Consider the following 24,463-nt stretch of genomic DNA (forward strand, 5'->3'; position numbering starts at 1 on the left):
GCCCTCCGTCAGCCAATATCCGTTTGACAGAGTGAAGCCGCAACAGTTTATTCAGACATAGCCATAAAAAACGCCCGCCGGCAGAACCGGTCGGGCGCTTTTTTCTGAGTGCAACTGCGGTGTCAGATGCCTTGCGGGACTCCGCGCGGCGCACGCTTGTTCTCGTGCGCTTCGATGTCTTCGTGCACGCTGCCCACTTCTTCCAGATAGCGTGTGTGCCAGCCGCTGGCCACGCCCCAGTAGTAGAAGAACAGCGAGAGGATCGCCACGACGCCCATGTCCCAGCCGTAAGGGATATAGCCGTGGCCGCCGAATTCCGTGCTGCCGCAGTACGACAGCGCGGCGATGGTCGGCAGGTAGGCGATCATCCACCAGGCCCCCTTGAGTTCAGTCTTGAAGTCGGGCCAGCCGGCCTTGGCCTGGTAATAGAAGTACACGGGCAGGGCCACCAGCATCAGCACGATGATCTCGCCGGTCAGTGGCCACTTGGCCCAGTACAGGATGAGCGATGCACACACAAACGCGAACGGCGCGATGAGCGAGAGCCCCGGCAAGCGCAGCGGGCGATGCAGCCCCGGCGACGTGCGGCGCAGCGACATCACACTGATCGGCCCCGTGAGGTACGAGATAACCGTCGCCACCGAAATGACGGCAGCCAGCGCGCCCCAGCCGCGGAAGAAGAACAGGAAGACGAACGACACCGCCAGGTTGAACCACATGGCCGGACGCGACACGCCAAACACCGGATGCACGCGACCGAAGATGGCCGGCATGGTGTTGTTGCGTTCCATCGCGTAGATCATGCGCGTGGTCGTGGCCATGTATGTGCTGCCCGTGCCCGACGGGCTGACGAACGCATCGATGTACAGCACGATGGCCAGCCAATTCAGGTTCAGCGCAATCGCCAACTGGGCGAATGGCGAGTGGTAGTCAATGCCATGCCAGCCATTGACCAGTGCTTCTGGTGGCACCGCACCCAGGAACGCCACCTGCAGCGCCACGTAGATCACCGCGGCCAGCAGGATCGAGCCGATCACCGCGATGGGCACATTGCGGCCCGGGTTGCGTGCTTCGCCCGCCAGGTTGATCGGGCTCTGGAAGCCGTTGAAGGCAAACACGATGCCGCTGGTGGCAATGGCGGTCAGCACCGCAGACCAGCCGTACGGCGCAAAACCCTGTCCATCGGTGCCGGTGCCGAAGTTGCCTGGGTGGAAGCCCGCCGCAACCAATGCCACGGCCGTGGCCGCCGGAATGATGAACTTGAAGATCGTGATGGCGTTGTTCGCCTTGGCAAACACCTTCACGCCCCAGTAGTTCAGCAGGAAGTACACAATGACGAGCACCGCCGACAGCACCAGCCCCGGCGGCGTCAGCTCACCGTGCTGGAACAGCGTCTGCGCCCAGGGCCACGGCCACGTGCTCATATATTGAATGGATGCTTCGGCCTCAATTGGGATGACCGTGACAATGGCGATCCAATTGGCCCAGGCCGCCACAAAACCCACCAGCGAGCCGTGTGAATAGCGCGCATAGCGCACCATGCCGCCCGATTCCGGGAACATCGCGCCCAGTTCAGAATATGTCAGGGCAATGGCCAGGATGACGATGGCGCCGATCACCCACGTGAAGATGGCGGCGGGGCCCGCCACCTGTGCCGCATGACCGGCACCGAACAGCCAGCCCGAACCGATGATCGAGCCCAGGCCAGTCAGCATCAGTGCCCAGGCGCCGAGATTGCGTTGTACGTTTTTTTCCAAGAGGAGTCTCCGCCCCGGCGAGTCGGAAATTCGACAGGGCATCGCGGTGTGTTGACCAGTCCGCTTAGTTCTACCGAGGCGATGCTGTTTGGGCGTCGCCCGCCGTCCCATGTGGTGGGTGTCACCAACCAGGGACATGCGTGTGCCGGATGACGCGTCGCATCAACCGCACCCGTCCGGCCGCGATGAAAGGCAAAACACGGTGTCTGCCTTCCGGGGGGATTCGCGTATAGTCATCGACGACCTTGTGCGGGGTGCCGCACTTGCCGCTCGATTCCGGAGCCCGCAATGGGGCGCAATGATAGCGAAATCGTTGCCGGTTGCACCGCCTTTTTTCACCATCCCACGCAGTTTTTTGTGCCAATGCAGTCCTCTTTCGTCACATCGGTTGCACCTGCATCACCTGTGCAGTGGCACCGGCGCGTGTTGACGCTGGCGTTTCCGATCGTGCTGGCCAACCTGACGCAGCCAATCCTGTCGGCAGTCGATACGGCTGTGGCGGGGCATTTGCCGGGGCCGGAGTACATTGGCGGCGTGGCGCTGGGCGGGGTGTTCTTCAACTTCGTGTTCTGGGGCTTTGGCTTCTTGCGCATGGGCACCACGGGGTTGGTGTCGCAGGCGCACGGTGCGGGCGACACGCAGGCCCTGCGGGCCAGTGTTGCGCGTGCGCTGTTGCTGTCGTTGACGATCGGCGCGGCGCTGCTGGTGCTGCAGGTACCGGCCATCCGCATCACGCTAGCGCTGCTGGGTGCGAGCGAGTCGGTCACCCGCATGGCCGAGGTGTATTGCCACGCGAGGATCTGGTCAGCGCCGTTTGCGCTGGCCAACTATGTGGTGCTCGGCACGCTGCTCGGGCGCCAACAGGTGCGGCGTGCGCTGCTGCTGCAGGTCTTTATCAACACCGTGAACATGATCGCTGTGCTGAGCCTCGTGCTGGGTGCAGGCATGGGTGTTGGCGGCATTGGCGCCGCGACGGCGCTGGCCGACATTGCCGGTTTTGCGCTGGGCATGTTGCTGCTATGGCTGCAACGGCCGATGGGTCTGCCGCCGCTCACACGTGCAGAACTGCTCGCGCGTGACGCCTGGCGCCGCTTGATGGGCTTGAACACCGATATCTTTCTGCGCACGCTCTGCCTGCTGGCCGCCTTCGGCTGGTTTGCCCGCGCGGGCGCAAAACAGGGTGACGTGGTGCTGGCGGCCAACGCGCTGCTGCTCAACTTCCTGACCTTCATGGCCTATGGGCTGGATGGCTTCGCACACGCGGCCGAGGCGCTGGTGGGCGCTGCCATGGGTGCGCGGGACCGTGCTGCGCTGCGCATGGCGATTCGCGTGTCGACGTTCTGGTCGGTACTGGGGGCAGGGCTGTTTGCGGCGGCGTATGCGTTGGCGGGCGTAGCCATCATCGGTGTGCTGACGGATCAGCCGGCCGTGCGCGAAGCGGCGCGCCACTATCTGGTGTGGGCCGCGCTGCTGCCGATCGTGTCGGTATGGGGCTTTCAGTTTGACGGCGTGTTCATCGGCGCCACGCGCACGCGTGAACTGCTGGTGACGATGGCCTTGGCGGCTGCCGCGTTCTGGGGCTTGTCAATCACGCTGCAGCCGCTGTGGGGCAACCACGGGCTGTGGCTGTCGATGCTGGGCTTTATGGCGCTGCGTGGGTTGATGCTCGGCGTGCTGCTGCCACGGGTGTGGCGGGGGCCTCAGTTGCTGGCGGCCTAGCGTTCGTCAAAAGAGCAAGCGCGCGTGCGTGGGCATTTTTTGTTGGTGTTTTCGGTGGTTCAAGCAATCAGAATTTCCGCCGGAATCTGAAGTTCGGCATGCAGCCGGCGGATCATTTCCAGGCTCAGGCCACGTCTCGGGTCCGCGTCGACGAGCTTCGAAACGATGGCGAGTGCCTCGTTATAGTCGGCGTCGGCCAGTTACTGCGCACACTCGACCACCAGCAACGCCGTCGCCACCGTCTTACCCGCGTTCGAAATCGCGTGCTGCACGTCTGCCGGGTAGCGCGCGGATTCTCCGTGCCGCACCTTCTTCTCGCTCGAACCGGATTGCACCGTCAGCGTGCCGCCAAGCACTGACAGGTGCTCTTTTGTCCCGACCTCATGCGGCTCCGAGGCCAGCACGCCACCGGGCTGAATCGCCAGTTCATACCACTCGAAGCGCGCCGCCAGGTCTACGGGGCCAAGAATCTTCAATTCGCACTTGCCATCCGGGCTTTTGATGACTGGGATGGAGTGAGCGGGGATGACCGTCACCACGGGCGCCGCGTCGGCCGCACCTTCGGGCGAGAGGAAATCCGCCAGCCCTACGCCCAGCGCGGTAGCCAGGCGCCAGAGCACGGCGACGGTCGGGTTGGCCAGATTGCGCTCGACTTGCGAGAGCATGGATTTGGACACGCCCGCGCGGCGCGATAGTTCATCGAGCGAGAGTTTGCGCGCCTGGCGCAGCGTTTGCAGCTTGGCACCAACGGCGGGCGGGCCGTCGGCCAGCGGGTAGGCGGGCACATCGGTAGCAGGGGCTTGTGCCATCGGCTGGTATCTTGTAAATTGAACAAATTATTCGATATATCGAACTTGTTCGATTTATCGATCAACGCAGTCTACAGGAGGAGCACCATGGGGACAACGCAAGCCAACGCTTCCGCCGACGCCTTCTACGCGAACATCCGCCTTGAACTGGAAGCGATCGAGGCGGCCGGTCTGTACAAGACCGAGCGCATCATCACCTCGCCGCAGGGCAGCGTGATCCGCACGAACGATGGCAAGGAGGTCATCAACCTCTGCGCTAACAACTACCTGGGTTTGTCGTCGCACCCGGAGGTGTTGAAAGCAGCGCATGAAGCACTCGACACGCATGGCTTCGGCCTCAGCTCGGTGCGCTTCATTTGTGGCACGCAGGATCTGCACAAGACGCTGGAAGCGCGGCTGGCGACATTTCTCGGCACGGAAGACACCATCCTCTACGGCTCGGCGTTCGATGCCAACGGTGGGTTGTTCGAGACGCTGCTCAGCGCCGAAGACGCCGTCATCAGTGACGAGCTGAACCACGCGTCCATCATTGATGGCATCCGCCTGTGCAAGGCGCAGCGCTATCGCTACAAACACAATGATCTGGATGACTTGCGCGCGCAATTGAAGGCGGCCGATGCAGCGGGCGCGCGCTTCAAGCTGGTGTTTACCGATGGCGTGTTCTCGATGGACGGCACCATCGCGCGCCTGGATGAGATTCGCGCCATCTGCGATGAGTTTGGTGCGCTGCTCGGTATCGACGAATGCCATGCCACAGGGTTTATGGGCAAGCGCGGGCGCGGCTCGCACGAGCACCGCGGCGTGTTCGGCAAGATCGACATCATCACCGGCACGCTGGGCAAGGGCCTGGGCGGTGCGTCGGGCGGCTTCACCAGCGCGCGCAAGGAAGTGGTGGCACTGCTGCGTCAACGCTCGCGGCCGTATCTGTTCTCGAACACGGTGGCGCCGTCCATCGTGGGCGCCAGCATCAGAGTGCTCGACTTGCTGGAAGCCGATACCGCGCTGCGCGACAAGCTGGAAGGCAGCGCGCTGTATTTCCGCCGCAAGATCGTTGAACTCGGTTTTGACATCAAACCGGGTGACCATCCCATCGTGCCGATCATGGTGTACGACGCGCCCAAGGCGCAGGCGCTGTCCAAGCGTTTGCTGGAACTGGGCGTGTATGTGATCGGTTTCTTCTACCCGGTGGTGCCCAAGGGGCAGGCGCGCATCCGCGTGCAGATCAGCGCGGTGCACGAGCGCGCGCAGCTTGATGCCGCGCTCAAGGCCTTTGAAACCGCTGGCAAGGAACTGGGGATCATCCAATGAGCACCGGGGTCGGAGCCAGCGGCGCCGCGCCGCGCATCCTCATCATCGGTGCCAATGGGCAGTTGGGGACGGAACTGGCCACTGCGCTGGCCGAGCGCTACGGCAACGCCAATGTAGTGACCAGCGACATGGTGCCCCGTGGCCGTCACGCGCAGATCCGCCACGAGACGCTGGATGTGACAGACCGCGGGCAGTTGCGCGAGATCATTGAGCGCCACGGCATCACGCAGATCTATCACCTGGCGGCAGCGCTTTCGGCCGCCGCAGAGCAATCGCCCACGTGGGGCTGGCAGCTCAATATGAATGGCCTGCTCAACGTGCTCGAGGCGGCGCGCAACCACCACCTCGAGCGCATCTTCTGGCCCAGCTCGATTGCTGCGTTTGGGCCCACCACGCCTGCTGACAATACGCCGCAGAGCACGATCATGGAGCCCAAGACCGTCTACGGCATTTCCAAGCTGGCGGGCGAGGGCTGGTGCCGCTGGTATTTCGCGAACCACGGTGTGGACGTACGCAGCCTGCGCTATCCGGGGTTGATCTCGTACAAGACCGCACCGGGCGGCGGCACCACCGACTACGCCATCGACATCTTCCATTCAGCCGTGCGCGGCGAGCGCTATACGTGCTTTCTCGATCACGATGAGGCGCTACCCATGATGTACATGCCCGACGCCGTGCGCGCCACCATCGAGTTGATGGAGGCACCGGCCGAGCGCATTGGCGAGCGCGGCAGCTACAACCTGGCAGGCGTGAGCTTTACGCCGGAGCAACTGGCGGCGGAAATCCGCCGGCACCGTCCGTCATTTGACGTGGCTTACGCGCCGGATTTTCGTCAGCAGATCGCGGCCAGTTGGCCCAATTCCATCGACGATTCGGTTGCCCGGCGCGACTGGGGCTGGCAACCCGAGTTTGGCTTGGCGCAGATCACGGCCGACATGCTCCAGAACCTTGCGCACCTGGCTACGCCTGCCGCCTAGTCAGCGTCAGTTAGGGGAAATGCGGGGATTCTGGGGCGCTGTTTTCTGTTTCGCTTCGATCGGTTGTGTTCAACAATGCAGCATGCCCATCACTTCTCACCCCCGCCGCATGCCTTGTCCGTCGCCCGACCCCGCGCCGCGCCATCGTGACGACCCGCCGCCCGCTAAGCGCACGTGGTGGGTGCCGGTGTTGCGCACCTCAGTGGTGGCCGGTGTGGTGGCGGCCATTCCGCATATGTCGATTCCCCTGCCGTTTTCCGATGGCACGTGGATGCTGCACACAGCAGCCGGCCTCATCTTCATGGTGGGCGCGATCGATAGCCTCTTCCTCTTTGCCATGCGCCATAAGCCCTGAGTGGGCGACAAGGGGCGCATCGGCCCTCGGGGCGGCGCCGGCATCGCGTGTCGAGCGGTGCGCGCTTCTCTCGTTCGGTAAGTTTTAAACCTGGTTGTAAAAACGTTCAGGTGACAGCCGACGGCACGATCACGCCTGAGTCACCTGTCGCGAAAACGTAACCAAACCGTTACAGAAATCACCCTCTCTTCCGCAGTGCAGCAATTGGCGTGGCTGCCCGGCAATCCTTTGCTGCATTGGGTTTCTCCAGCTTTCTGCACGACACCTGTTGTGCTGTGGGTGTAAGCAGATGTTGCACTGCACGGAGCTGGCCCGATGCTTGCTCTATGTCGTGCGGTCACTCTGCATGTGCAAGGCAGTTCCGCCACATGCAGAACATTGCTTTTCCTATAAGCGAATCCGGAACCAGATTGGTCTTCACGGTTTTTACGGCATTCGCACTTCGCCTCTCCAGAGCCGGTATATAGCCGGCGGCACGGCGCTTTCTCAGACGGTTCCGGGGTTTTCGACGGTCATATGCGTGCTCGCCCGCAGCGGCTGGCCTGTGCGCGCCTGACCGGAATCGCTTCACGAGAAAACGAGGAAACCATGAAAGCAGTCCTGCTGGAGAATCATCCGTTGCTGCGAGCCGGACTTGCGCAGTTGCTTGCGCATCCCACCCTCGGCCTGGAGGTCGTTGCCCCGGCATTGCCTGCTGGCCTTCCGGGCGAGCTGCATGCCTGCGATGAACGCACCGATCTGCTCGTCATCGGCTTGGACGAGGCCGATGGCTCGACCGACGCTGCCCAATTCTCTACCCAATTCGCTGCCCAATTGCGCGAGGTCATCGTCAGCAGTGAGGCCAGCCATGTGGTGCTGCTTGCTGCCAGCCTGTCTGCTGAAGAAGCGCACGTCGCCATGACGTGCGGTGTGGATGCCTACGTCGCCAAATCGCAATTGCCGGAAGTCTTGCTGGCCACGCTGCGGCTGGTGCTGGCTGGTGGCCAGTCTTATCCGGCGCTGATGCCGCGCGCGGCCAGCCCGGCCTTGCCGATGCTCTCGATGGATGCTTCGGAAGCGGCGCAGCGCCTGAACGTATCGCTGCGACAGTATGAAGTGCTGGTGCTGCTCTCGCGCGGCCACTCCGTCAAGGGTGTTGGCCGTCTGCTGGGCATCTCGGAAGCCACCGTCAAAACGCACGCCTGCACGCTATATCGGCGCCTGAACGTGCGCAACAAGAGCGAGGCGGTGTACGCCGCCATGCGCCTGGGTATTCCACTGGAGTTGCAGGGCGGGCCTGCCGCCACAACCAGCGCTGCATCTGCGCAGGCATTGGTCCAGGCGCCTGACGATGTGCAGGACGCAGACGCGTTCGTGCAAACCGCTGCGCGCACGCCGCGTCCGCTGCAGGCCAGCACGCCGGCCCGGGACGCGGTGATGGTGTCTGCTTCCCCCCAGCCGGTGGCGTCCGATCGGGGCATCGCATCAGCCACTGAATCGGGCGCTGAATCGCGCTGGGCCGCCATGACACGCGCATTTGGGGGCGTGGCTCCTGCCAAGCCGATGCGCGCGCCCGTGCGCACCGCCAACGGTACGGCGCGCCTCGGCTGATTCAGCCCAGGCAGCGCTTCGTGCAATGCGGATGGCGTGCGCCCGCACGCGCCGCTCACTGAACATGAAAACAATGACAACCCACGAGCCACTCTCTTGGAGCCTGCCGGCCGAGCGCACCCGCGCGGCCGCGGTATGGCATCCCCGCCGCTGCGCAATCGCCGCTGCCACCGTTGTGGTGGTCGGCACGGTGCCGATGTTCGCGCACGCCGCGATCGACGATTCCTCCAATGCGGCCACGCGTCGCTTGATCGACACACAACTGAGCGACGCGACTGCCAAGGGCCCGGCCACGTTTGCGTCCACCACTGTTGTTGCGGACGCTGATGCCGTGCCGGTGTCGCCGGCCGGCACGCTGCTGGTTGCGCAGCAGGCGGTGCCGCCTTCGGGTTCCTCCGCTACAACGTCGCTTGCAGCCACGGCGCCGCCCACCCAGTCGCCAATGCCTGCTGCGGATGCGGCATCCCCGGCCCCTTCGCCTGCCGCGGATACGGCATCGCCTACTGTGGTCCTGCCGCCGGGCACCCCGGCACCCGATAAGGCCGCGCAGGCCCCGGCCATGCCTGCGGGCCCGAGCGCACGGGGTCCGGGCGCGCTGGAGCCGCTGCAGGTGTCGCCGGAAGCGTCCAATGCAGCGACCAGCCGTGCCGGCGCCAATGCCCCCGGTAACGTGCCCGTTGGCTCGATGCCGACCGATCGCCAGGGTTTTCACGATGAAGTCATACGCGAGTCGCGCGAAGGCGCGGCCACGCTGGCGCAAGAGAACCTGCGTCAGCACCCGGACTGGTTCAAGGAAGCCGAATCGTGGCATGTCGATCATGCCGCCGCCGCACAGCGCATCCGCTGGGGGCGCCAGCAGTTGAAGGTTATCAACGGGCCAGAGCGCTTTGTCATCATCGACCAGGCCGTAGCCGAGATCGAGGCGCTGCTCAAGAAGGTGCCCGATACGCCAGAGAACGCCGAGTTTCGTCAGGCAATCGTGGCAGACGAAGTGGTGGCATTGGCCTCGCGCGGGCGCATGAAAGATGCCGTCAAACGCTACGAAGCCATGTCGCAGAACGGCAAGGTGCCTGCCTACACGCGTGTGGCTGCGGGCGATGCCTATTCGTATCTCAATACGCCGGATAAGGCTGCCGCTGCGTACACGCAAGCGCTCAAGGATGGGAGCCCCGGCGAGATCGAAACCGGCGACGTTCAGGAAGGCCTGTTCTACGCCATGCTCGATACCGGCCGCTTTGAAGAGGCCCGCGCGCTGCTCGACAAGATGAAGGCCGACAACCCCGAGTACGTGCGCCTGGCGCCGCAAGCCGGTACGCCCAATCCTGACTACTCGCGCATCAAGCGCCTGGAGGCGCAGTACCTGATTCTGACGGGGCGCACGCACCAGGGCATTGCCGAGTTGGACAAGTGGCGCCACGAAGCACCGTTCGCCGCATCGCTGGTGAGCGCGCGTGCCGATGGTGCAATGGTGCAGGCCGAGCCGTATCGCTCGCGCGAGATGTACAAGACCGCGTTGGCGGAGCACCCGGATGACCTGAGCGTGGTGGCTGGCTATGGCCGTGCCTCGCTGGCTGTGGACGATTTGAAGACCGCCAAGGACACCGCCAACGGGCTCGACGAACGCTTTCCCGAGAACGGTTCGGTGCGCGCGCTGCGCAAGGACCTGGACGTTTATCAGAGCCCGCAGCTCATCATCCAGTCGGCGGCCGACAAGGGCAATTCGGTGTTCGCCAACAACGAGTACGGCATCGACACCAAAGCTTACAGCAGCCCGTTTGCTGATCACTACCGCCTGTTCTTCCACAACTTTGCGGGCCGTGCCAAGTTTGACGGCACAGCGCAAAGCCGCGTGCGAAATGGCGCCGGTGTGCAGTGGTTCGACACCGGTGTGGAAGTGAACGGCGAGGTGCACCAGTCCGTCGGCTCGGCTGGCAAGACCGGCGGCACACTCGATGCCGCCTGGATCCCGAGCGACCACTGGAAAGTCTCGGGCATGGTCACCAACGATGACCTGGAGGTGCCCTACAAGGCCTATCAGGTGGGTGTGACCGGCAAGACAGCGAGCGGCAACGTTCGCTACACGTGGGATGAAACGCGCTACGCAACGCTCACGTACGGCGTGTCGCGCTATACCGACAACAACCTGCGCCAGCGCGTGGCCGCCAATTTTTATCAGCAGGTGTTCACCTCGCCGCGCCACACCGTGGGCGTGCTGTTTGGGGCCGACACAAGCCGCAACACGAAGACCGGCCTGAATTACTTCAGTCCCGCGCGTGACTACAGCGGGCAGGCCACGGCCATCTGGTCCTGGACGCCCTGGCGTTATGCCGACAAGTCGTTCACGCAGCGCCTGTACCTGACTGGCGGCATGTACAACCAGCAGTCGTTCGGCAATAGCCCGATGTACGAAGCGCGGCTTGAACACGTGTGGCAGATCAATCGCAAGACGCAGGTGTCCTACGGCATCGGCTTTGGCCGCCACAGTTACGACGGCCAGCCCGAGAACCGCAAGTTCATCTACCTGAACCTCAACATTCCGCTGTGACCGCGCTCATGCCCATGCAATATTTCCGACAACCGTCGTTGCGACGATTCATCGCCTGGATGGCGCCGAGGGTGGCGTTGGCCCTGACATTGGCCTTTCTTGCCGCGGTTCACCCGGCCGCCGCCGTCCAGGTGGACTTCTTGCGCAAACCCGATCCGGACGACGGCAAGACCTTCCGCGTGCTGTGCTTTCACGACATCCGGGACAACCTGCGCGCCAGCTTCGAGACGTTGCCCGATGGCTTTGCCGCCGACACCAAGATGCTGACGAACATGTTCAGCTGGATTCAGGCCAACGGTTATCACCCGGTCACGCTTGCGCAGATCGATGAAGCGCGCCATGGCGGCAAGCCGCTGCCCAAACGCCCGATCCTGCTGACATTCGATGACGGCTATGAGAGCCACTACACGAAGGTCTTCCCGCTGCTCAAGCGGTTCCGCTTCCCCGCAGTGTTTGGGCTGGTGACAGATTGGACCAACGCACCCCAGGGGGCGAAGATCAAGCTGTCGAACACGCAGATCGTTCCGCGTGATTTCTTCATGAACTGGAACCAGATCCGCGAGATGCAGGCCTCGGGCCTGGCGGAATTCGCCACCCACACGGCAGACATGCACCACGGCGCGCTGGGCAACCCGCAGGGTAATGAAATGCCGGCGGCCAGTACGCACGCATACCTGCGCAACCTGGGCCGGTATGAAACCGATGACGAGTACCGCAAGCGCGTGCGCGATGATCTGCAGCGCAGCATCGACATCATCCAGAAGAACGTGGGTACCAAGGTGCAGACCGTGGTGTGGCCGTACGGCGCGCACAACCTGATGCTCGATCAGGAAGCCACCAAGGTTGGCCTGAAGTACATGCTCACGCTGGAGCCGGGCCCGAACACGCCGGACGTGCCGCTCACCGCCATCCGCCGAAGCCTGATGGGCTACGACACCGACACGGGCGATCTCGAGCGCTCGCTGCGCGAGCCCGTGACCCACCACGGCGAGATCAACCCCGTGCAGCGCGTGGTGCAGGTCGATATGGATTACATCTATGACCCCGACCCGAAGCAGCAGGAAGCCAACCTCGGCAAGCTGATCGACCGCATCAAGGATCTCGCACCGCGCGTGGTCTACCTGCAGGCCTTTGCCGATCCGAAAGGCAACGGCGCCGTGGATGCGGTGTACTTCCCGAACCGCCACATGCCGATGCGTGCCGACCTGTTTTCGCGCGTGTCGTGGCAGTTGAAGACGCGTGCGAAGGTGGAGGTGTATGCATGGCTGCCGATGCTGTCGTACAAACTGCCGGCCGACAACCCCGCCGCCACGCACATGGTGCAAGCATTGCCGGGCGCACCGGAGAAGCCGGGCACAGCCAGGCTGCCGCGGTTGTCGCCGTTCGATCCGCAGGCGCGCCAGATGATCCGCGATATCTATGAGGATCTTGCCAAGAACTCCATCATCGACGGTGTTCTGTTCCACGACGACGGCGTGCTCGATGACTACGAAGACGCCAGCCCCGCCGCGCTCAAGGCCTACGAGGCGATGGGCCTGCCGGGTGACATCAACAAGATCCGCCAATCGCCCGAGTTGATGCAGAAGTGGACGCAGGCCAAGACCGCTGCGCTGATCTCGTTCTCGAAGGAGCTGATCGCGGTGGCGCAGGGCTACCAGAACGGCCGCGACATGCTGACCGCGCGCAACATCTTCGCTGGCCCGGTGCTCGACCCGAAGGCCCAGGAGTGGACCGCGCAGAACTTTGACGACTTCCTGGATGCGTACGACTACGTGGCGCTTGAAGCCATGCCGTACATGGAAGAGGCCAAAGACCCGAAGGACTGGATGAAGAAGCTGACCGCGGCGGTAGCCAAGCACAAGGGTGGCCTGAAGAAGACCATTTTCGAGCTGCAAGCGGTCGACTGGCGCAACCAGGACAAGTCGATCCCGACGGCAGTGCTGCGTGATCAGATGCGCGAGCTGCGCTCGGCGGGTGCCCTCAATTACGGGTACTACCCGGACGACTTCATTGCCGGTCGGCCCGATACCGAGGTGCTGCGTGATGTGATGTCGCTCAAGACGTATATCGAGACACGCAAGCGGCCGGGCGGCGATAAGGGCAGCGTTGAAAAGCTCAACAACAGCGCCGCGCCGCAGAGCCTGCCGCCGAACGCTGGTGCGGACAAGAAGCCCGCAACGACCGAAGCGGCCGCGCCGGCCCACACCAACAACAAGGCGGGAGGTTGAGATGGTGGACGCACTTGTCGCCAAGCGCTGGATTTCAGGCTTCGTCTTCTACTACCCGTTCTTCATGTCGTATTTCTGGATGATCGGCGGGCTGCTGCACTACTTCCTGCTCGAACGGGGCACGCAGAACGTGCGGCATCCGCTGGCATTGCTGGGGGTGAGCAGCTACCCCAAGGTGTCGATCATCGTGCCTTGCTACAACGAAGAGGCCAACGTGCACGAGGTGATCAGCCACCTTGCGCGCATGCGGTATCCGAACTACGACATCATCGCCGTGAACGACGGCAGCTCTGACCGCACCGGTGAGCGCCTGAACGAGCTGGCTGCGCAATACCCGCAGTTGGTGGTGATTCACCAGTCGTCCAACCAGGGCAAAGCGATTGGCCTCACCACTGCCGCGCAGGTGACTGACGCTGAGTACCTGATGTGCATCGACGGCGATTCGATCCTGGATGTGGATGCGATTGCCTGGATGATCCGCCACATGCTGGAGAACCCGGCGATGGGTGCCGTTACGGGCAACCCGCGCATCCGCACGCGTTCAACCTTGCTGGGGCGCATGCAGGTGGGTGAGTTCTCGTCGATCGTGGGGCTCATCAAGCGGACGCAGCAGGTGTACGGCCGGTTGCTCACGGTGTCGGGTGTGGTCGTGATGTTCCGCAAGCACGCCATTGAAGATGTCGGCTACTGGAGCAGCGACATGCTGACCGAAGACATCGACATCAGCTGGAAGCTGCAAGTGGGCGGCTGGACGATTCGCTACGAGCCGCGCGCGTTGTCTTGGATCCTGATGCCCGAGACTTTCCGTGGCCTGTATAAACAGCGGCTGCGCTGGGCCAAGGGTGGTATCCAGGCGTTGATCAAGTACGCGCCGGCCATGGTAAGCCTGCGGCAATCGATGATGTGGCCGATCTTCGTGGAGTACGCGCTGTCCGTTGTGTGGGCGTACAACATGCTGATCGTCATCTCGTGGTCGGTGCTTGGCTTTTTCATCACCCTGCCGCCCGAATGGCGCATGGAAGCCCTTCCGCGCTGGCACGGCACGCTGCTGTTCATCACGTGCGTGCTGCAACTGCTGATCGGTTGCTTTATCGACCGCCGCTACGACGACAACATCCTGCGCTACTTCATCGACACCGTTTGGTATCCGGTTGCATTCTGGATTCTGAACCTCGTCACCACGGTGGTCGGTTTTCCGGCTGTCGCCTTTCAGCGCACGCGCGCACGTGCCCGCTGGACCAGCCCCGACCGGGGCATCCAACAACAACAGGGGAATTCACCATGACCATGCTTGTCATTGATGTTTCACGAAACTCGATCCGACAGTCGTTCTCGGACAAAGGGGTCGTCGGCACCTTGCACCATGTGCTGTGGTTTCGCATCTTCCGGCCGGTGCTCGTGATCTCGATCTGGGGCCTGCTGGGCCTGTATGTGGGGTACTCCATCAGCAGCGTTGGCCCCAGCGGGCTGCCATTCGAGCAACTGCGCCTGTACGGCAACATCATCGCCGGCATGGGTGGGGTGCTCGTCGTGTGGATGATCCTGTCGCGCCTGGACCGCGCCATCCGCCGCAAGATGGCGCGTGCGCCGGGCGGGGCAACTGCATCTGCTGCTGCGTCCACCCGCGCGTCGCGTGCGGCGTTGCACGAGCAGCAGCAACGGGCATGGCACCGCCCGCGCAACACGCGCCTGCTGGTGGTCGATCATGACGATGACGGTGACATTACGCATGTGCGTTCGTGGCAGGAATGGTCGGGCCGCCCGGCACCTGCCGGCGCTGCTACGCCGCCCACAGCGTTCACCCGCAGCCCGGAATACGATCCGGACGAGCCGGTGCTGGCCGCTGCTCCAGTGAGCGCAGCCATCGTGCTGGAGAACATTGACCGCGAAGAGCCGTCGCTGGCGCGCGTTGATGCACCGGTGCAGCAACCGCGCGACGTGGTGAAGGCCGTGGATGCAGTGACGGCCGATGCCGCGGGTTTCCATCGTTTTGGATATCGCGGCCGCCTTGGACGTAGCGATTGGGTCGAGCCGGAGTCGCCCACTCAGTCGCCCCCGCAGTCGCACCCGCAGTCGCACCAATCAGCAGCCCAGACGTATGCGATGCGCCTGGGCATGGCCCGCCACTACGGCAGCGTGACGGCCGTGGTACATGGCCGTGCCGCAGTGCAGGCAGCGGATCGTGTGACGGAACGCTATCGTGCGCTGCATGCATTTGGTGCGCACGCGCGACTCGACGATCCGTACGCGCGACTCGAACGCGTTGAACAGATTGACCTGCTGCACGGCTTTGGCCGCCGCGCCAACATCGTCGCCGACGACATGTAAGCGGCCGCTCTGAGTGCAGCAGTCAGCGCCCCGGTGATGCAAATCACCGGGGCGCGTTGTTATGCAAGCCGTGTTAGCACAAACAGACGAGGGCGGAACGCCTGATGTGCTGCGCAATCCTTGTCGCACGTGCGCTGTGCTGCACGGCAAACGGTTGGTGTGCCCCCTTAGCGGTAGCTTGGCCATCTCAACAGAAAGAAGCGCCGAATTGCCCTCTTGAATGCCGCTGCATGGGTGCCTATGCTGGCTTCTCCTGCAAGCCCTTGCGCGCTCTCCCGGTGTTCCAGCGGCGCTTGCAGTGCTCATGGTGTCAGTGAAACCAAGCCCACCCATCGTCACGGTCGCCTGCCGTGGCCAACAGACAAGCTGGAGCCAACTGTGCTGAGTCCCCATGAATTTGCTGTGCTGCTTCTCGTCAACGACGGCGCTGAATCGGACGACCTGGACCGCGCCGATGTCGAGGCGTTGATCGAGCGGCAGCTTGTCACGCTCGAGCGCCGTGGCCCCGACCACTGCTATGCCCGGGTGACCCTTCAGGGCTATATCCTGCTCAAAGCCTCCGGACACGTTTGCACCATCGGCCGCCGCGCGGTGGCCGCGTCTCACTAGGCCGTCTTTCCATCTTGCAGGGCTGCCGCTCGTCATTCGTCACTCGCCACTCGCGCCCGGGCGCAAAGCTCAGGCGGCAAGTGATGCCTGCGTGGTCAATGCAAACAGAAACACACGGTCTTCCACTTGCGTGACCCTGGCGCGCACATAGCAATGCCCGCGAGCCGGGCGATATCCATGGTTGCTCGTCGGGCAAACGGTTAAGCGTGTTTCGCCAGTGCGCCCGTTTCGTGTGTTTCGTGTGTTTTGTGTCGCAGATCGTCGCCTTTCGGCCTTCAGCCCGATCAGCCTCCCCCAATGCCTTGAATGATGGTGCCCGTGCCCTCGCACGTTGGGCACAGGCCGCCCTCGCGCTGGCCTGTGCCGTTGCAGTCGGGGCAGACGGCCTCTCCGCTGCTGGGCGACCCAGGTGCGGCCTCATCGCCTGGGGCGGCCGGTGCGGGTGGCGTGCCGGGAATGGGGGTCTCGCTGTTCATGCTGGCTCCTGATTGTTGCCGACAGAGAGAGGCTGTCGGGTGCCGCCTCACGGCTGCGTTGCCGGGATATTTGGTGCGGTGGCCGGTGGGCGTTCACGCCCCTGCGGGCTGCCGCCGGTCGATTGGTCCTTGACCACGTTGCCGTTCTTGTCCTGATGCGAGCTGGAACCCGCACGTGGCACGTACTCGCCGGAGGGATTGGCGCGGTCGTTGTGGGTGCGTTTGCGCGTGGCGTCACGGCCCGTTGGTCTGTCGGTACTGCTGTCGGTGCGGTTGTCGGTGCGGCCCATCGAGCCGGTGGCAGTGGCGCTGTTTGCATCGGCCGCGGGCGCGTTGCCGCTGCTGCCGGACTGCGCGCCAGTTGCCTGTGCCAGCGCCGCGCCGTTGCCGAGTGCAGCGAACATTGCCGCCACGCACAGAACACGTGCGCGATATGGGGTGCGGATCATCATGGTGGCTCCCAATGAAGTGTCAGTACCGGTTTCATCGACGCAACTCGCGCGCCCGTACGGCGACTTGCCTGCAGCAAGCCGCCGCATATGTTTGAGTGCGAGGGCGTTTTCATGGGCCGGTAGTGCAAGCCACAACAAGCGCAAAGCAACCTGAATGCCACCGGCCCGATGTGGAACGCCCGTTGCTTGACGTCCTGCACAGAGCAGGAGGCCACATTGGATGCTGTATCGAATGTTCCGCTGGACCGGCGCCGCCGCCTGGGTGATTGGCTGCCCGAAGGCGAAGCGAAGCTGGCGGCGTTTCGCGCCGAGCTTGTCGCCCAGGCGCTGTCACGCCCGGCGAAAACGCCCTTGGTGGCGGCCGTGCGTGCGCTCGCGAACCTCATCGACAGCGAGCCGGCGTTGCGCATGCATCTCGCTTGCGCCATCGATGAAGCGCGCGACCATGGATATGAACTCGGCTACAAGGACAGCGCAGAACTGCTGCTGGCCATCGATCACACCGTGACCGGTGCGCCGCGCTTTAGCGAGACGGCCCTGGTGGTGTGTCCGCTCAACGCGCTGCTTGATTGGCCGATGTGCATGCCATCGGGCTACGCGCTGTTCCGTGATCGACGCTTCAACGACGCGCTCAAGGTGGTGCTCAACGGGTGGAGTGCATTCCTCACAGGGCCGCACTCGCGCGCCCACCTGAGCACGCACGCGCCGCACGGATGGTTCAGCCCCGAAGCAACGCGACGCATTGGCATGGCACAGTTTTTGTGCGACCCATCGCAGCCATACTGGGGGTTCAGCTCGTGGAACGATTTCTTCACGCGCCGCTTTCGTGCCGGCATGCGGCCGGTGGCGGGCGAGAATGACAGCAAACTCATCGTCAGCGCTTGCGAGGCCGCGCCCTACAACATCAGCCACGATGCGCGTTATGAAGACGCGTTCTGGATCAAGGCGCAGCCGTATTCACTGCGCGACATCTTCGGGCCGGGCAAGTCGCATCTGGCGAAACATTTTGCGGGCGGCAGCGTGTACCAGGCCTTTCTCAGCGCCTACAACTACCACCGCTGGCATGCGCCTGTCGCCGGCACGATCCGCGACACCTACCATGTGGACGGCACCTACTACTCCTGTGCGGAATCGGAAGGCGCAGACCCGGAAGGGCTGAACGATTCGCAGGGCTACAGCGCGGCGATGGCTGCGCGTGCGGTCATCACCATCGCGTGTGACGATCCGGCTTTGGGCACCGTGGGCTGCGTGTTTGTTGGCATGGCGGAGGTGTCGTCGTGCATGATCGACGTCACCCCCGGCCAGAAGGTGCGCAAGGGCGAGGAGCTTGGCTTCTTCCAATACGGCGGATCGACGTACTGCCTGTTCTTCGAGCCCGGCGTGATTGAAGCCTTTGCAGTGCAGCCGCCGTTTTCGCACGACACGCCGCCCATGCGCGTCAATGCCGCACTGGCGCGTGCACGTTAGCGGCTTGCATCAGGCGTCTACCTCGGCCAGTGCCTTGAGCCCCACAGACAGCATCGCCAGGTCAGCTGAGCCGGCTGCAACCTGATCGGCGATCACGCGGTTGTAGCGCGCCAGCGCCTCTTGCCGCGTTGCGCGCCATGTGCCGATGAGGGCGTCCACGCTGGCACCGGCCGCCGCGTTTTGCAACACCGATTGCGTCAACCGCCGCCGCAGTTGCCCCAGCTCTTCGAGCAGCGTTGCGCGCGCCAGCATCTGCCAATGCGTTTGCGTTGGCAGGCCGAGGATGCCGCCTTGCAACCACCCGTAGCCAAGCGGTTGGTCAAGGGCAAAGTACACGCGTGCAGCAAGCCGTGCGTCGCAACCACTGGCGGCGGCAACTTCGGCAATGTCGAGCAGCGACACGCGCGCTGGCACGCCGGTCGCCACACGCGCCAGGGTTTCCGGCACTCCGGCTTCGGTCAAGACCTGCTGCTGTTGTGCGGCAGCCTGTGCAGATTCCTCCGTCTGCAGCGCGTCGATCTCGAGAGCGAGCGCATCAACCGCAGCCCGGAAATGCGCGACCGTGGCCGGCACATCTGCCACGCGCCGCCGCAGGAACCACAGCGTGGCGCGCTCATGCAGTTGCGCGAGCGCGGTAAACAGGGTGGTTTGCGTTTCGTGCGGCACCCGGGCATCCAGGGCATCCACGTCGTGCCACAGCGCATCGAGCCGGTAGACGGCGCGCGCAACAAGACTTGCCCACACCACGGCAAGCGGTTCTGCGCCGGTTTCTTCGGCCATCCGGTGCACGAAGGTCACGCCGGCACGGTTAACCAGCGCGTTGGCGTGCATCGTCGCCAGAATCTCGCGACGCAGCGTGTGCCGTGGGATTGACGTGGCGCACCGCGTGTGCAGCGGTTGTGGAAAGTACGCCGGCAGGCCATCGGCCACGAAAGGCTGGTCAGGCAGGTCGCTGCCCAGCAGCACGTCGTACAGCCACATCTTGCTGTAGGCCATCAGCACGGCGCGCTCTGGCGTGGTCAGGCCGCCGCCGCTTGCCCGCCGGGCGTCGATGTCTTCATCGGCCGGGAGGAATTCGATCGTGCGGTTCAGGCGCCCGTTGCGCTCCAGATGCCGCATCAGCCGCGTCTCAGGGTCGAGCCACAACGCCGTGCGTGTGCGCGCCAGCGACAGCGCCTGCGTCTGGAAGTAGTTGTCGCGCAGCACCAGCTCGCCCACCTCGTCAGTCATCTCGGCCAGCAGCGTATTGCGCTGCTTGAGCGTCATCTCACCATCGGCCACCACCAGGCCCAGCAGGATCTTGATGTTGACCTCGTGGTCAGAGCAATCCACACCGGCGGAGTTATCGATGGCGTCGGTGTTGATGCGCCCGCCATGCTGTGCGTATTCAATGCGGCCGAGCTGCGTGCAGCCCAGGTTGCCGCCCTCGGCCACTGCCTTGCAGCGCAATTCGGCACCGTTGACGCGCAGGCCATCGTTGGCGCGGTCGCCCACTTGGGCATGTGTTTCGGTGCTGGCCTTGATGTAGGTGCCGATGCCGCCGTTGTAGAGCAGATCCGCCGGGGCCTTGAGGATGGCGTGCAGCAGATCGTTCGGCGCCATCTCGGTGGCGCTGTTGTCTGGCAGATCCAGCATGGCGCGCACTTCGGGGGAAAGCGCAATCGCTTTGACCGTGCGGGGGAATATGCCGCCCCCGGGGCTGATCAGCGCCCGGTCATAGTCGGCCCAGCTTGAGCGCGGCAGGTTGAACAGGCGCTCGCGCTCGGCAAAGCTCGTGGCCGCATCGGGCGAAGGGTCCAGAAAAATATGCCGATGGTCGAATGCCGCCAGCAGCCGGATATGGTGCGAGAGCAGCATGCCGTTGCCAAACACATCGCCCGACATGTCGCCCACGCCCACGACGGTGAAATCCTGCGTTTGCGTATCGACGCCCATCTCGCTGAAATGCCGCTTGACCGATTCCCACGCGCCGCGCGCGGTGATGGCCATCTTCTTATGGTCGTAGCCGACTGAGCCGCCGGAGGCGAAGGCATCGCCCAGCCAGAAGCCGTATTCGGCAGAGATGGCGTTGGCGTAATCGGAGAACGTGGCGGTGCCCTTGTCGGCGGCCACGACCAGGTAGGGGTCGTCCTGGTCGTAGCGCACCACATCGCGCGGCGGCATGACGCGGCCATCGGCGTAGTTATCGGTCAGGTCCAGCAGCCCGCGCAGGAAGGTCTGGTAGCACGCCACGCCTTCAGCCAGATACGCATCGCGGTCGCTCGCCGGCGGCGGTTGTTTGACCACAAAGCCACCCTTGGAGCCCACCGGCACGATAACGGTGTTCTTGACCATCTGCGCCTTGACCAGGCCCAGCACCTCGGTGCGGAAATCCTCGCGCCGGTCAGACCAGCGCAGCCCGCCCCGTGCGACCTTGCCGCCGCGCAGGTGCACGCCTTCCACGCGCGGCGAATACACCCAGATTTCAAACATCGGCTTGGGTTCGGGCAAGCCCGGCACGCGCGCGGGGTCGAACTTGAACGACAGGTAGGGCTTGGGCTGCCCATGCGCCGTGCTCTGGAAGTAGTTGGTGCGCAGCGTGGCTTCCAGCACGCCCAGAAACTGCCGCAGGATGCGGTCTTCGTCCAGGTTCGGCACGTCTTCGAGCGCTTCGTCGATCTGCTTGCGCAGCGTTTCGCTCGCGCGCGAACGTTCGGCATCTGCAAGCGCGGGGTCGAAACGTACCAGGAACAGCCGCACCAGCGCACGCGCAATCGACGGATTGCCGTTCAGCGCGCTTTCCATATACGCGTTGCTGAAGGTCGAGCCGATCTGGCGGATGTAGCGCGCATACGCCCGCAGGATGCGCACCTCGCGCCAGGTCAGGCCGGCTTGCAGCACAAGGCGGTTGAGATCGTCGTTCTCCAGCTCGCCGCTCCAGATGCGTGCAAAGGCGTCTTCAAAACGCGCGCGCGCTTCGTCGAGGTCGACCTCGCTGCCGTCGATGGTCTCCATGCCAAAGTCGTGCATCCAGATCGGGGCGGCGTCAGCGGGTTCAATGCAATAGGGGCGCTCTTCGTTGACGCGCACGCCAAGGTGTTCAAGCATCGGCAGGCTATGCGACAGCGATGTCGGCTGGCCTGCGCGGTAGATCTTGAAGCGCAGGGCGCCGGGTGGCGCTTCGAGCGGCCGGTACAACTGCATGGCGAGCATGCTGTTGGCGGCATCCGCATTGTCTGCGTTGTCCGCATTGAGCAGAGGCTCCATCAGCTCGATGTCGCGCACGGCAAGGCGCGCGGCGTAGTCCTCTCGGAAGCCAGCGGGGAACGCGCCTGCATAGCGGCGCAGCAGACGGTTGCCGCGCTCCTCGCCGCCGCGTTCGAGCAGCGCGTCGGCCAGGTCGTCCTGCCAGCGCCGGGCAGCCTGCACGATGCGGTCTTCGAGTTCAGCCACGTCCACCTCGGGCACGTTGCCCGGCTGCGTGCGCACGGTGATATGGATGCGCGCGAGCATGGATTCCGATAGCAGCGGCGTGAACTCCGCGGCCGTGCCGTTGTATGCCGTTTGCAGCAGGCCCTGGATGCGCAAGCGCAGGTCGGTGTTGAACTTCTCGCGCGGCACGAACACGAGGCACGACACAAAGCGGTCAAACGGGTCACGGCGCACGAACAGGCGTGTACGCTGGCGCTCCTGCAACCGCAGGATGCCGAGCACGATGTCGTGCAGGGCCTCGCTGTCGATCTGGAAAAGCTCGTCGCGCGGGTACTGCTCAAGAATGGTCGCCAGTGTCTTGGCCAGGTGACCGTTCGGCAGAAAGCCGGTGCGCTCGATCACGTTGGCAACCTTGCGCCGCACGAGCGGTATGTCCTGCGCCGGCACCATGTAGACGTTCGACGTGTACAGCCCAAGAAAACGCCGCTGCCCGCACACGCGGCCCTCCGCATCGAACAGCTTGATGCCGACGTAATCGAGATAGCCCGGCCGGTGCACCGTCGCGCGCGAGTTGGCCTTGGTGAGAAAGATGGGTTCGGGCGCGTCGATGATCTTGGCCGCATCTGCTGACAGCCGCGAGATATCCGGCGTGGTGGGGTCACGCAGCGCCTCGCGCAGCACGCCAAGCCCGGTTCCTGGCATGCCGCGCAGGTAATGGCCATCGTTCTGGATGACGAGTTCGTAGTCCCGATAGCCGAGGAAGGTGAAGTGCCGTTCGAGCATCCAGGCCAGGAAGGCCTGCGTTTCGGCAATCTCTACGCGCTCGGCCTCACTGGTGGAGGCTTGCGCGGCACGTGCGGCCAACGCATCGATCGAGGCGCGCGCTTCGGCCTGCATCGGCTTCCAGTCTTCCACTGCGGCGCGCACGTCGCCCAACACATGCATCAGACCGTCATGCAGCGTCTGCATGCGTGCTGGCTCGGAAAACCGATCCACTTCGATGTGGATGGTCGACTCGAAGCGCGCCGTGCCGTGGGTTTCGCTATCTGCATCGGCAGGCGTGTCAGGCATGTCGCCCGCCAGGGCAGTGGGGCGCTGTACGCCGCCGCCAGCCGATAGGGCCACGCGCATGCCTGCGGCATCGCGCTGCACGCGATAGACCGGATGAAACGCTGAATGCAGCGCAAGCCCTTGCCGGTTGATCTCCATGGTCACGGAGTCGAACAGGAATGGCATGTCGTCGTTGACGATCTCGACGACTGTGTGTCCGCAGTACCAGCCATGCTGCTCGAGGCTCGGGTTGTAGATGCGCACGCGCGGCTGCCCCGACACGAATTTCTGGCCCAGTTGCCAGTGCGCCATCGCCGCGCCGTAGAGGTCGGCCACGCTGCGCGAGATCACATCTTCAGGGTCTGCCAACCCGTAGTAGTGCCGCAGAAAGGGCTCGAACAGGTTGGCAATATCGGGCGCGCGAACACGCGCCAGGGCCACTGCATCCGCCATGTGCTGGCGGACCTTGTCTTCGTGCTGGGCAGACATGAGGCGGCTCCCGAAGAAGGGCTGCTTCATGCTACGCCGCGTGCCCTCGGCTGGCAATCAGGGTGCGCGGTGCGTCGGTTGCCCTGATGCTGCTGTGTGCGGTGCAGCGAGAGAACGGGTGGTTCGCTCGCTGCGTGCAAGCGTGGCCTGAAGTGCCATCAAGCCTTGATGACGTTGATGCGCAGCGCAGGCTCACCCGCCACGATGGCCAGCAGGCGGTCTACATTCGGGTGGGCGCCAGGGCGGTTGCGCGCATCGATGGTGTGTTCGGCAAACACAGCCAGACCGTGCTCGGCGGCTTTTGCATCGAGCTGGCCGAACGCTTGCTGCAGGTAGTGATACACCGCCACCGAACCTTGCTTGCCCGGCTTGTTTTCGATGTCGGCCACCACGGCGCCTTGGCCGTCGACCAGATCAATGCGCTGGATGCCGTCAATGGCGGGCAGTTGGGCGAGGTTGTCCTTGAATACGGTGGTCGGTTGAATCACTGCTGTTACTCCGTTGGTTGATCAGGCGGGCCGTATGTTAATGGCTTCTGGCTGACCGGCACGCGCTTCGGCCTTCGTTCAACGTTTGGCGCCAGCCTTGTTTACGGCAACGGCAGCCTGGATGCGCGCCTTCAACGCTTTCTCGTTCACCTTGTCGCCCTCATGAAAACCGATGGCGCGTTGGGTGTTGCCATCCAGACTGGCGTTAAACAGGCCAGAAGGGTCGGGCGCGGAGGCCCCTTTGGGGAACGTCATCTTCACCGCCTGCTTGCAGGCCTCGCCGGTGCAGATCAGGTTGTCGGTGGAGAACCTTGAAATACCTTTTTGTTGTATTTGGAATCAAGGCAAAAAAGCAGCGAAAAATTAAAGAGAAATAACGCGGCCGTAAGTAAACGGCGATTGGAG

The 24,463-nt window shown here is 63.8% G+C and carries 18 protein-coding genes; 11 read left to right on the forward strand and 7 right to left on the reverse strand.

Annotation, left to right across the window (positions count from 1 at the left end; all coding sequences use genetic code 11):
* Positions 1-122: 122 nt before the first annotated feature.
* Positions 123-1,757 carry an APC family permease gene (locus PSUB009319_RS17105; protein WP_124383396.1) on the reverse strand — a complete coding sequence of 545 codons (1,635 nt, stop codon included), beginning with the start codon at positions 1,755-1,757 and terminating at the stop codon, positions 123-125.
* A gap of 363 nt (positions 1,758-2,120) precedes the next feature.
* Here PSUB009319_RS17105 and PSUB009319_RS17110 point away from each other — a divergent pair, with 363 nt between their 5' ends.
* Positions 2,121-3,476 carry an MATE family efflux transporter gene (locus tag PSUB009319_RS17110; RefSeq protein WP_124383397.1) on the forward strand — a complete coding sequence of 452 codons (1,356 nt, stop codon included), beginning with the start codon at positions 2,121-2,123 and terminating at the stop codon, positions 3,474-3,476.
* 200 nt (positions 3,477-3,676) lie between these two features.
* On the opposite strand, the gene PSUB009319_RS17115 is transcribed toward PSUB009319_RS17110, so the two are convergent.
* A complete protein-coding gene (locus PSUB009319_RS17115) occupies positions 3,677-4,285 on the reverse strand; it encodes a helix-turn-helix domain-containing protein (protein ID WP_124383398.1) in 609 nt (202 codons plus the stop codon).
* Between the two features lie 87 nt (positions 4,286-4,372).
* On the opposite strand from PSUB009319_RS17115, the gene kbl reads away from it, so the two are divergent.
* The 9 genes from kbl to PSUB009319_RS17160 all read left to right on the forward strand — a co-directional run bounded on the left by kbl (position 4,373) and on the right by PSUB009319_RS17160 (position 16,225).
* Positions 4,373-5,593 (forward strand): glycine C-acetyltransferase, encoded by a 1,221-nt coding sequence (gene kbl, locus PSUB009319_RS17120; protein ID WP_124383399.1) that lies wholly within the window; start codon positions 4,373-4,375, stop codon positions 5,591-5,593.
* Positions 5,590-6,570, forward strand: a complete 981-nt coding sequence (locus tag PSUB009319_RS17125; RefSeq protein WP_124383400.1) for an NAD-dependent epimerase/dehydratase family protein — start codon at positions 5,590-5,592, stop codon at positions 6,568-6,570. The genes kbl and PSUB009319_RS17125 overlap by 4 nt, the downstream gene beginning before the upstream one ends.
* Positions 6,571-6,652: 82 nt before the next feature.
* Positions 6,653-6,925 carry a hypothetical protein gene (locus tag PSUB009319_RS17130; protein WP_260393025.1) on the forward strand — a complete coding sequence of 91 codons (273 nt, stop codon included), beginning with the start codon at positions 6,653-6,655 and terminating at the stop codon, positions 6,923-6,925.
* A 588-nt stretch (positions 6,926-7,513) separates the two neighbouring features.
* Positions 7,514-8,515 (forward strand): response regulator transcription factor, encoded by a 1,002-nt coding sequence (locus PSUB009319_RS17135; protein ID WP_124383401.1) that lies wholly within the window; start codon positions 7,514-7,516, stop codon positions 8,513-8,515.
* Positions 8,516-8,588: 73 nt separating this feature from the next.
* Positions 8,589-11,060: a poly-beta-1,6 N-acetyl-D-glucosamine export porin PgaA gene (gene pgaA, locus PSUB009319_RS17140; RefSeq protein WP_124383402.1), complete on the forward strand. Its 2,472-nt coding sequence runs from the start codon at positions 8,589-8,591 to the stop codon at positions 11,058-11,060.
* A gap of 59 nt (positions 11,061-11,119) precedes the next feature.
* Positions 11,120-13,288, forward strand: a complete 2,169-nt coding sequence (gene pgaB, locus PSUB009319_RS17145) for a poly-beta-1,6-N-acetyl-D-glucosamine N-deacetylase PgaB (protein ID WP_260393029.1) — start codon at positions 11,120-11,122, stop codon at positions 13,286-13,288.
* Position 13,289: 1 nt separating this feature from the next.
* Positions 13,290-14,573: a poly-beta-1,6-N-acetyl-D-glucosamine synthase gene (gene pgaC / locus PSUB009319_RS17150; protein ID WP_124383404.1), complete on the forward strand. Its 1,284-nt coding sequence runs from the start codon at positions 13,290-13,292 to the stop codon at positions 14,571-14,573.
* Positions 14,570-15,616 carry a poly-beta-1,6-N-acetyl-D-glucosamine biosynthesis protein PgaD gene (locus PSUB009319_RS17155; RefSeq protein ID WP_124383405.1) on the forward strand — a complete coding sequence of 349 codons (1,047 nt, stop codon included), beginning with the start codon at positions 14,570-14,572 and terminating at the stop codon, positions 15,614-15,616. Before pgaC ends, PSUB009319_RS17155 begins: the two co-directional genes overlap by 4 nt.
* A 378-nt stretch (positions 15,617-15,994) precedes the next feature.
* Positions 15,995-16,225 carry a hypothetical protein gene (locus PSUB009319_RS17160; RefSeq protein WP_124383406.1) on the forward strand — a complete coding sequence of 77 codons (231 nt, stop codon included), beginning with the start codon at positions 15,995-15,997 and terminating at the stop codon, positions 16,223-16,225.
* Between the two features lie 284 nt (positions 16,226-16,509).
* Here the strand turns inward: PSUB009319_RS17160 and PSUB009319_RS17165 are convergent, their stop codons facing one another.
* Both PSUB009319_RS17165 and PSUB009319_RS17170 read right to left on the reverse strand, forming a co-directional pair.
* Complete coding sequence (locus tag PSUB009319_RS17165) at positions 16,510-16,701, reverse strand: hypothetical protein (protein ID WP_124383407.1); 192 nt, start codon at positions 16,699-16,701, stop codon at positions 16,510-16,512.
* Between the two features lie 47 nt (positions 16,702-16,748).
* The gene (locus tag PSUB009319_RS17170) at positions 16,749-17,153 is read right to left on the reverse strand and encodes a hypothetical protein (RefSeq protein ID WP_124383408.1); all 405 of its coding nucleotides are present in this window, start codon (positions 17,151-17,153) and stop codon (positions 16,749-16,751) included.
* Between the two features lie 168 nt (positions 17,154-17,321).
* Between PSUB009319_RS17170 and PSUB009319_RS17175 the strand changes: the two genes are divergently transcribed.
* Positions 17,322-18,620: a phosphatidylserine decarboxylase family protein gene (locus PSUB009319_RS17175; RefSeq protein ID WP_124383409.1), complete on the forward strand. Its 1,299-nt coding sequence runs from the start codon at positions 17,322-17,324 to the stop codon at positions 18,618-18,620.
* Between the two features lie 9 nt (positions 18,621-18,629).
* Here PSUB009319_RS17175 and PSUB009319_RS17180 read toward each other — a convergent pair whose 3' ends face one another.
* From PSUB009319_RS17180 to PSUB009319_RS17190, 3 genes are all read right to left on the reverse strand, one after another.
* Positions 18,630-23,570, reverse strand: coding sequence for an NAD-glutamate dehydrogenase (locus PSUB009319_RS17180; protein ID WP_124383410.1), 4,941 nt, complete (start codon positions 23,568-23,570; stop codon positions 18,630-18,632).
* A gap of 158 nt (positions 23,571-23,728) precedes the next feature.
* Positions 23,729-24,058: a DUF2322 family protein gene (locus PSUB009319_RS17185; RefSeq protein ID WP_124383411.1), complete on the reverse strand. Its 330-nt coding sequence runs from the start codon at positions 24,056-24,058 to the stop codon at positions 23,729-23,731.
* Between the two features lie 78 nt (positions 24,059-24,136).
* Positions 24,137-24,391: a DUF1801 domain-containing protein gene (locus tag PSUB009319_RS17190; protein ID WP_124383412.1), complete on the reverse strand. Its 255-nt coding sequence runs from the start codon at positions 24,389-24,391 to the stop codon at positions 24,137-24,139.
* Positions 24,392-24,463 lie beyond the last annotated feature (72 nt).

It is taken from the genome of Ralstonia sp. SET104, assembly GCF_003851545.1.
GTDB lineage: Bacteria > Pseudomonadota > Gammaproteobacteria > Burkholderiales > Burkholderiaceae > Ralstonia.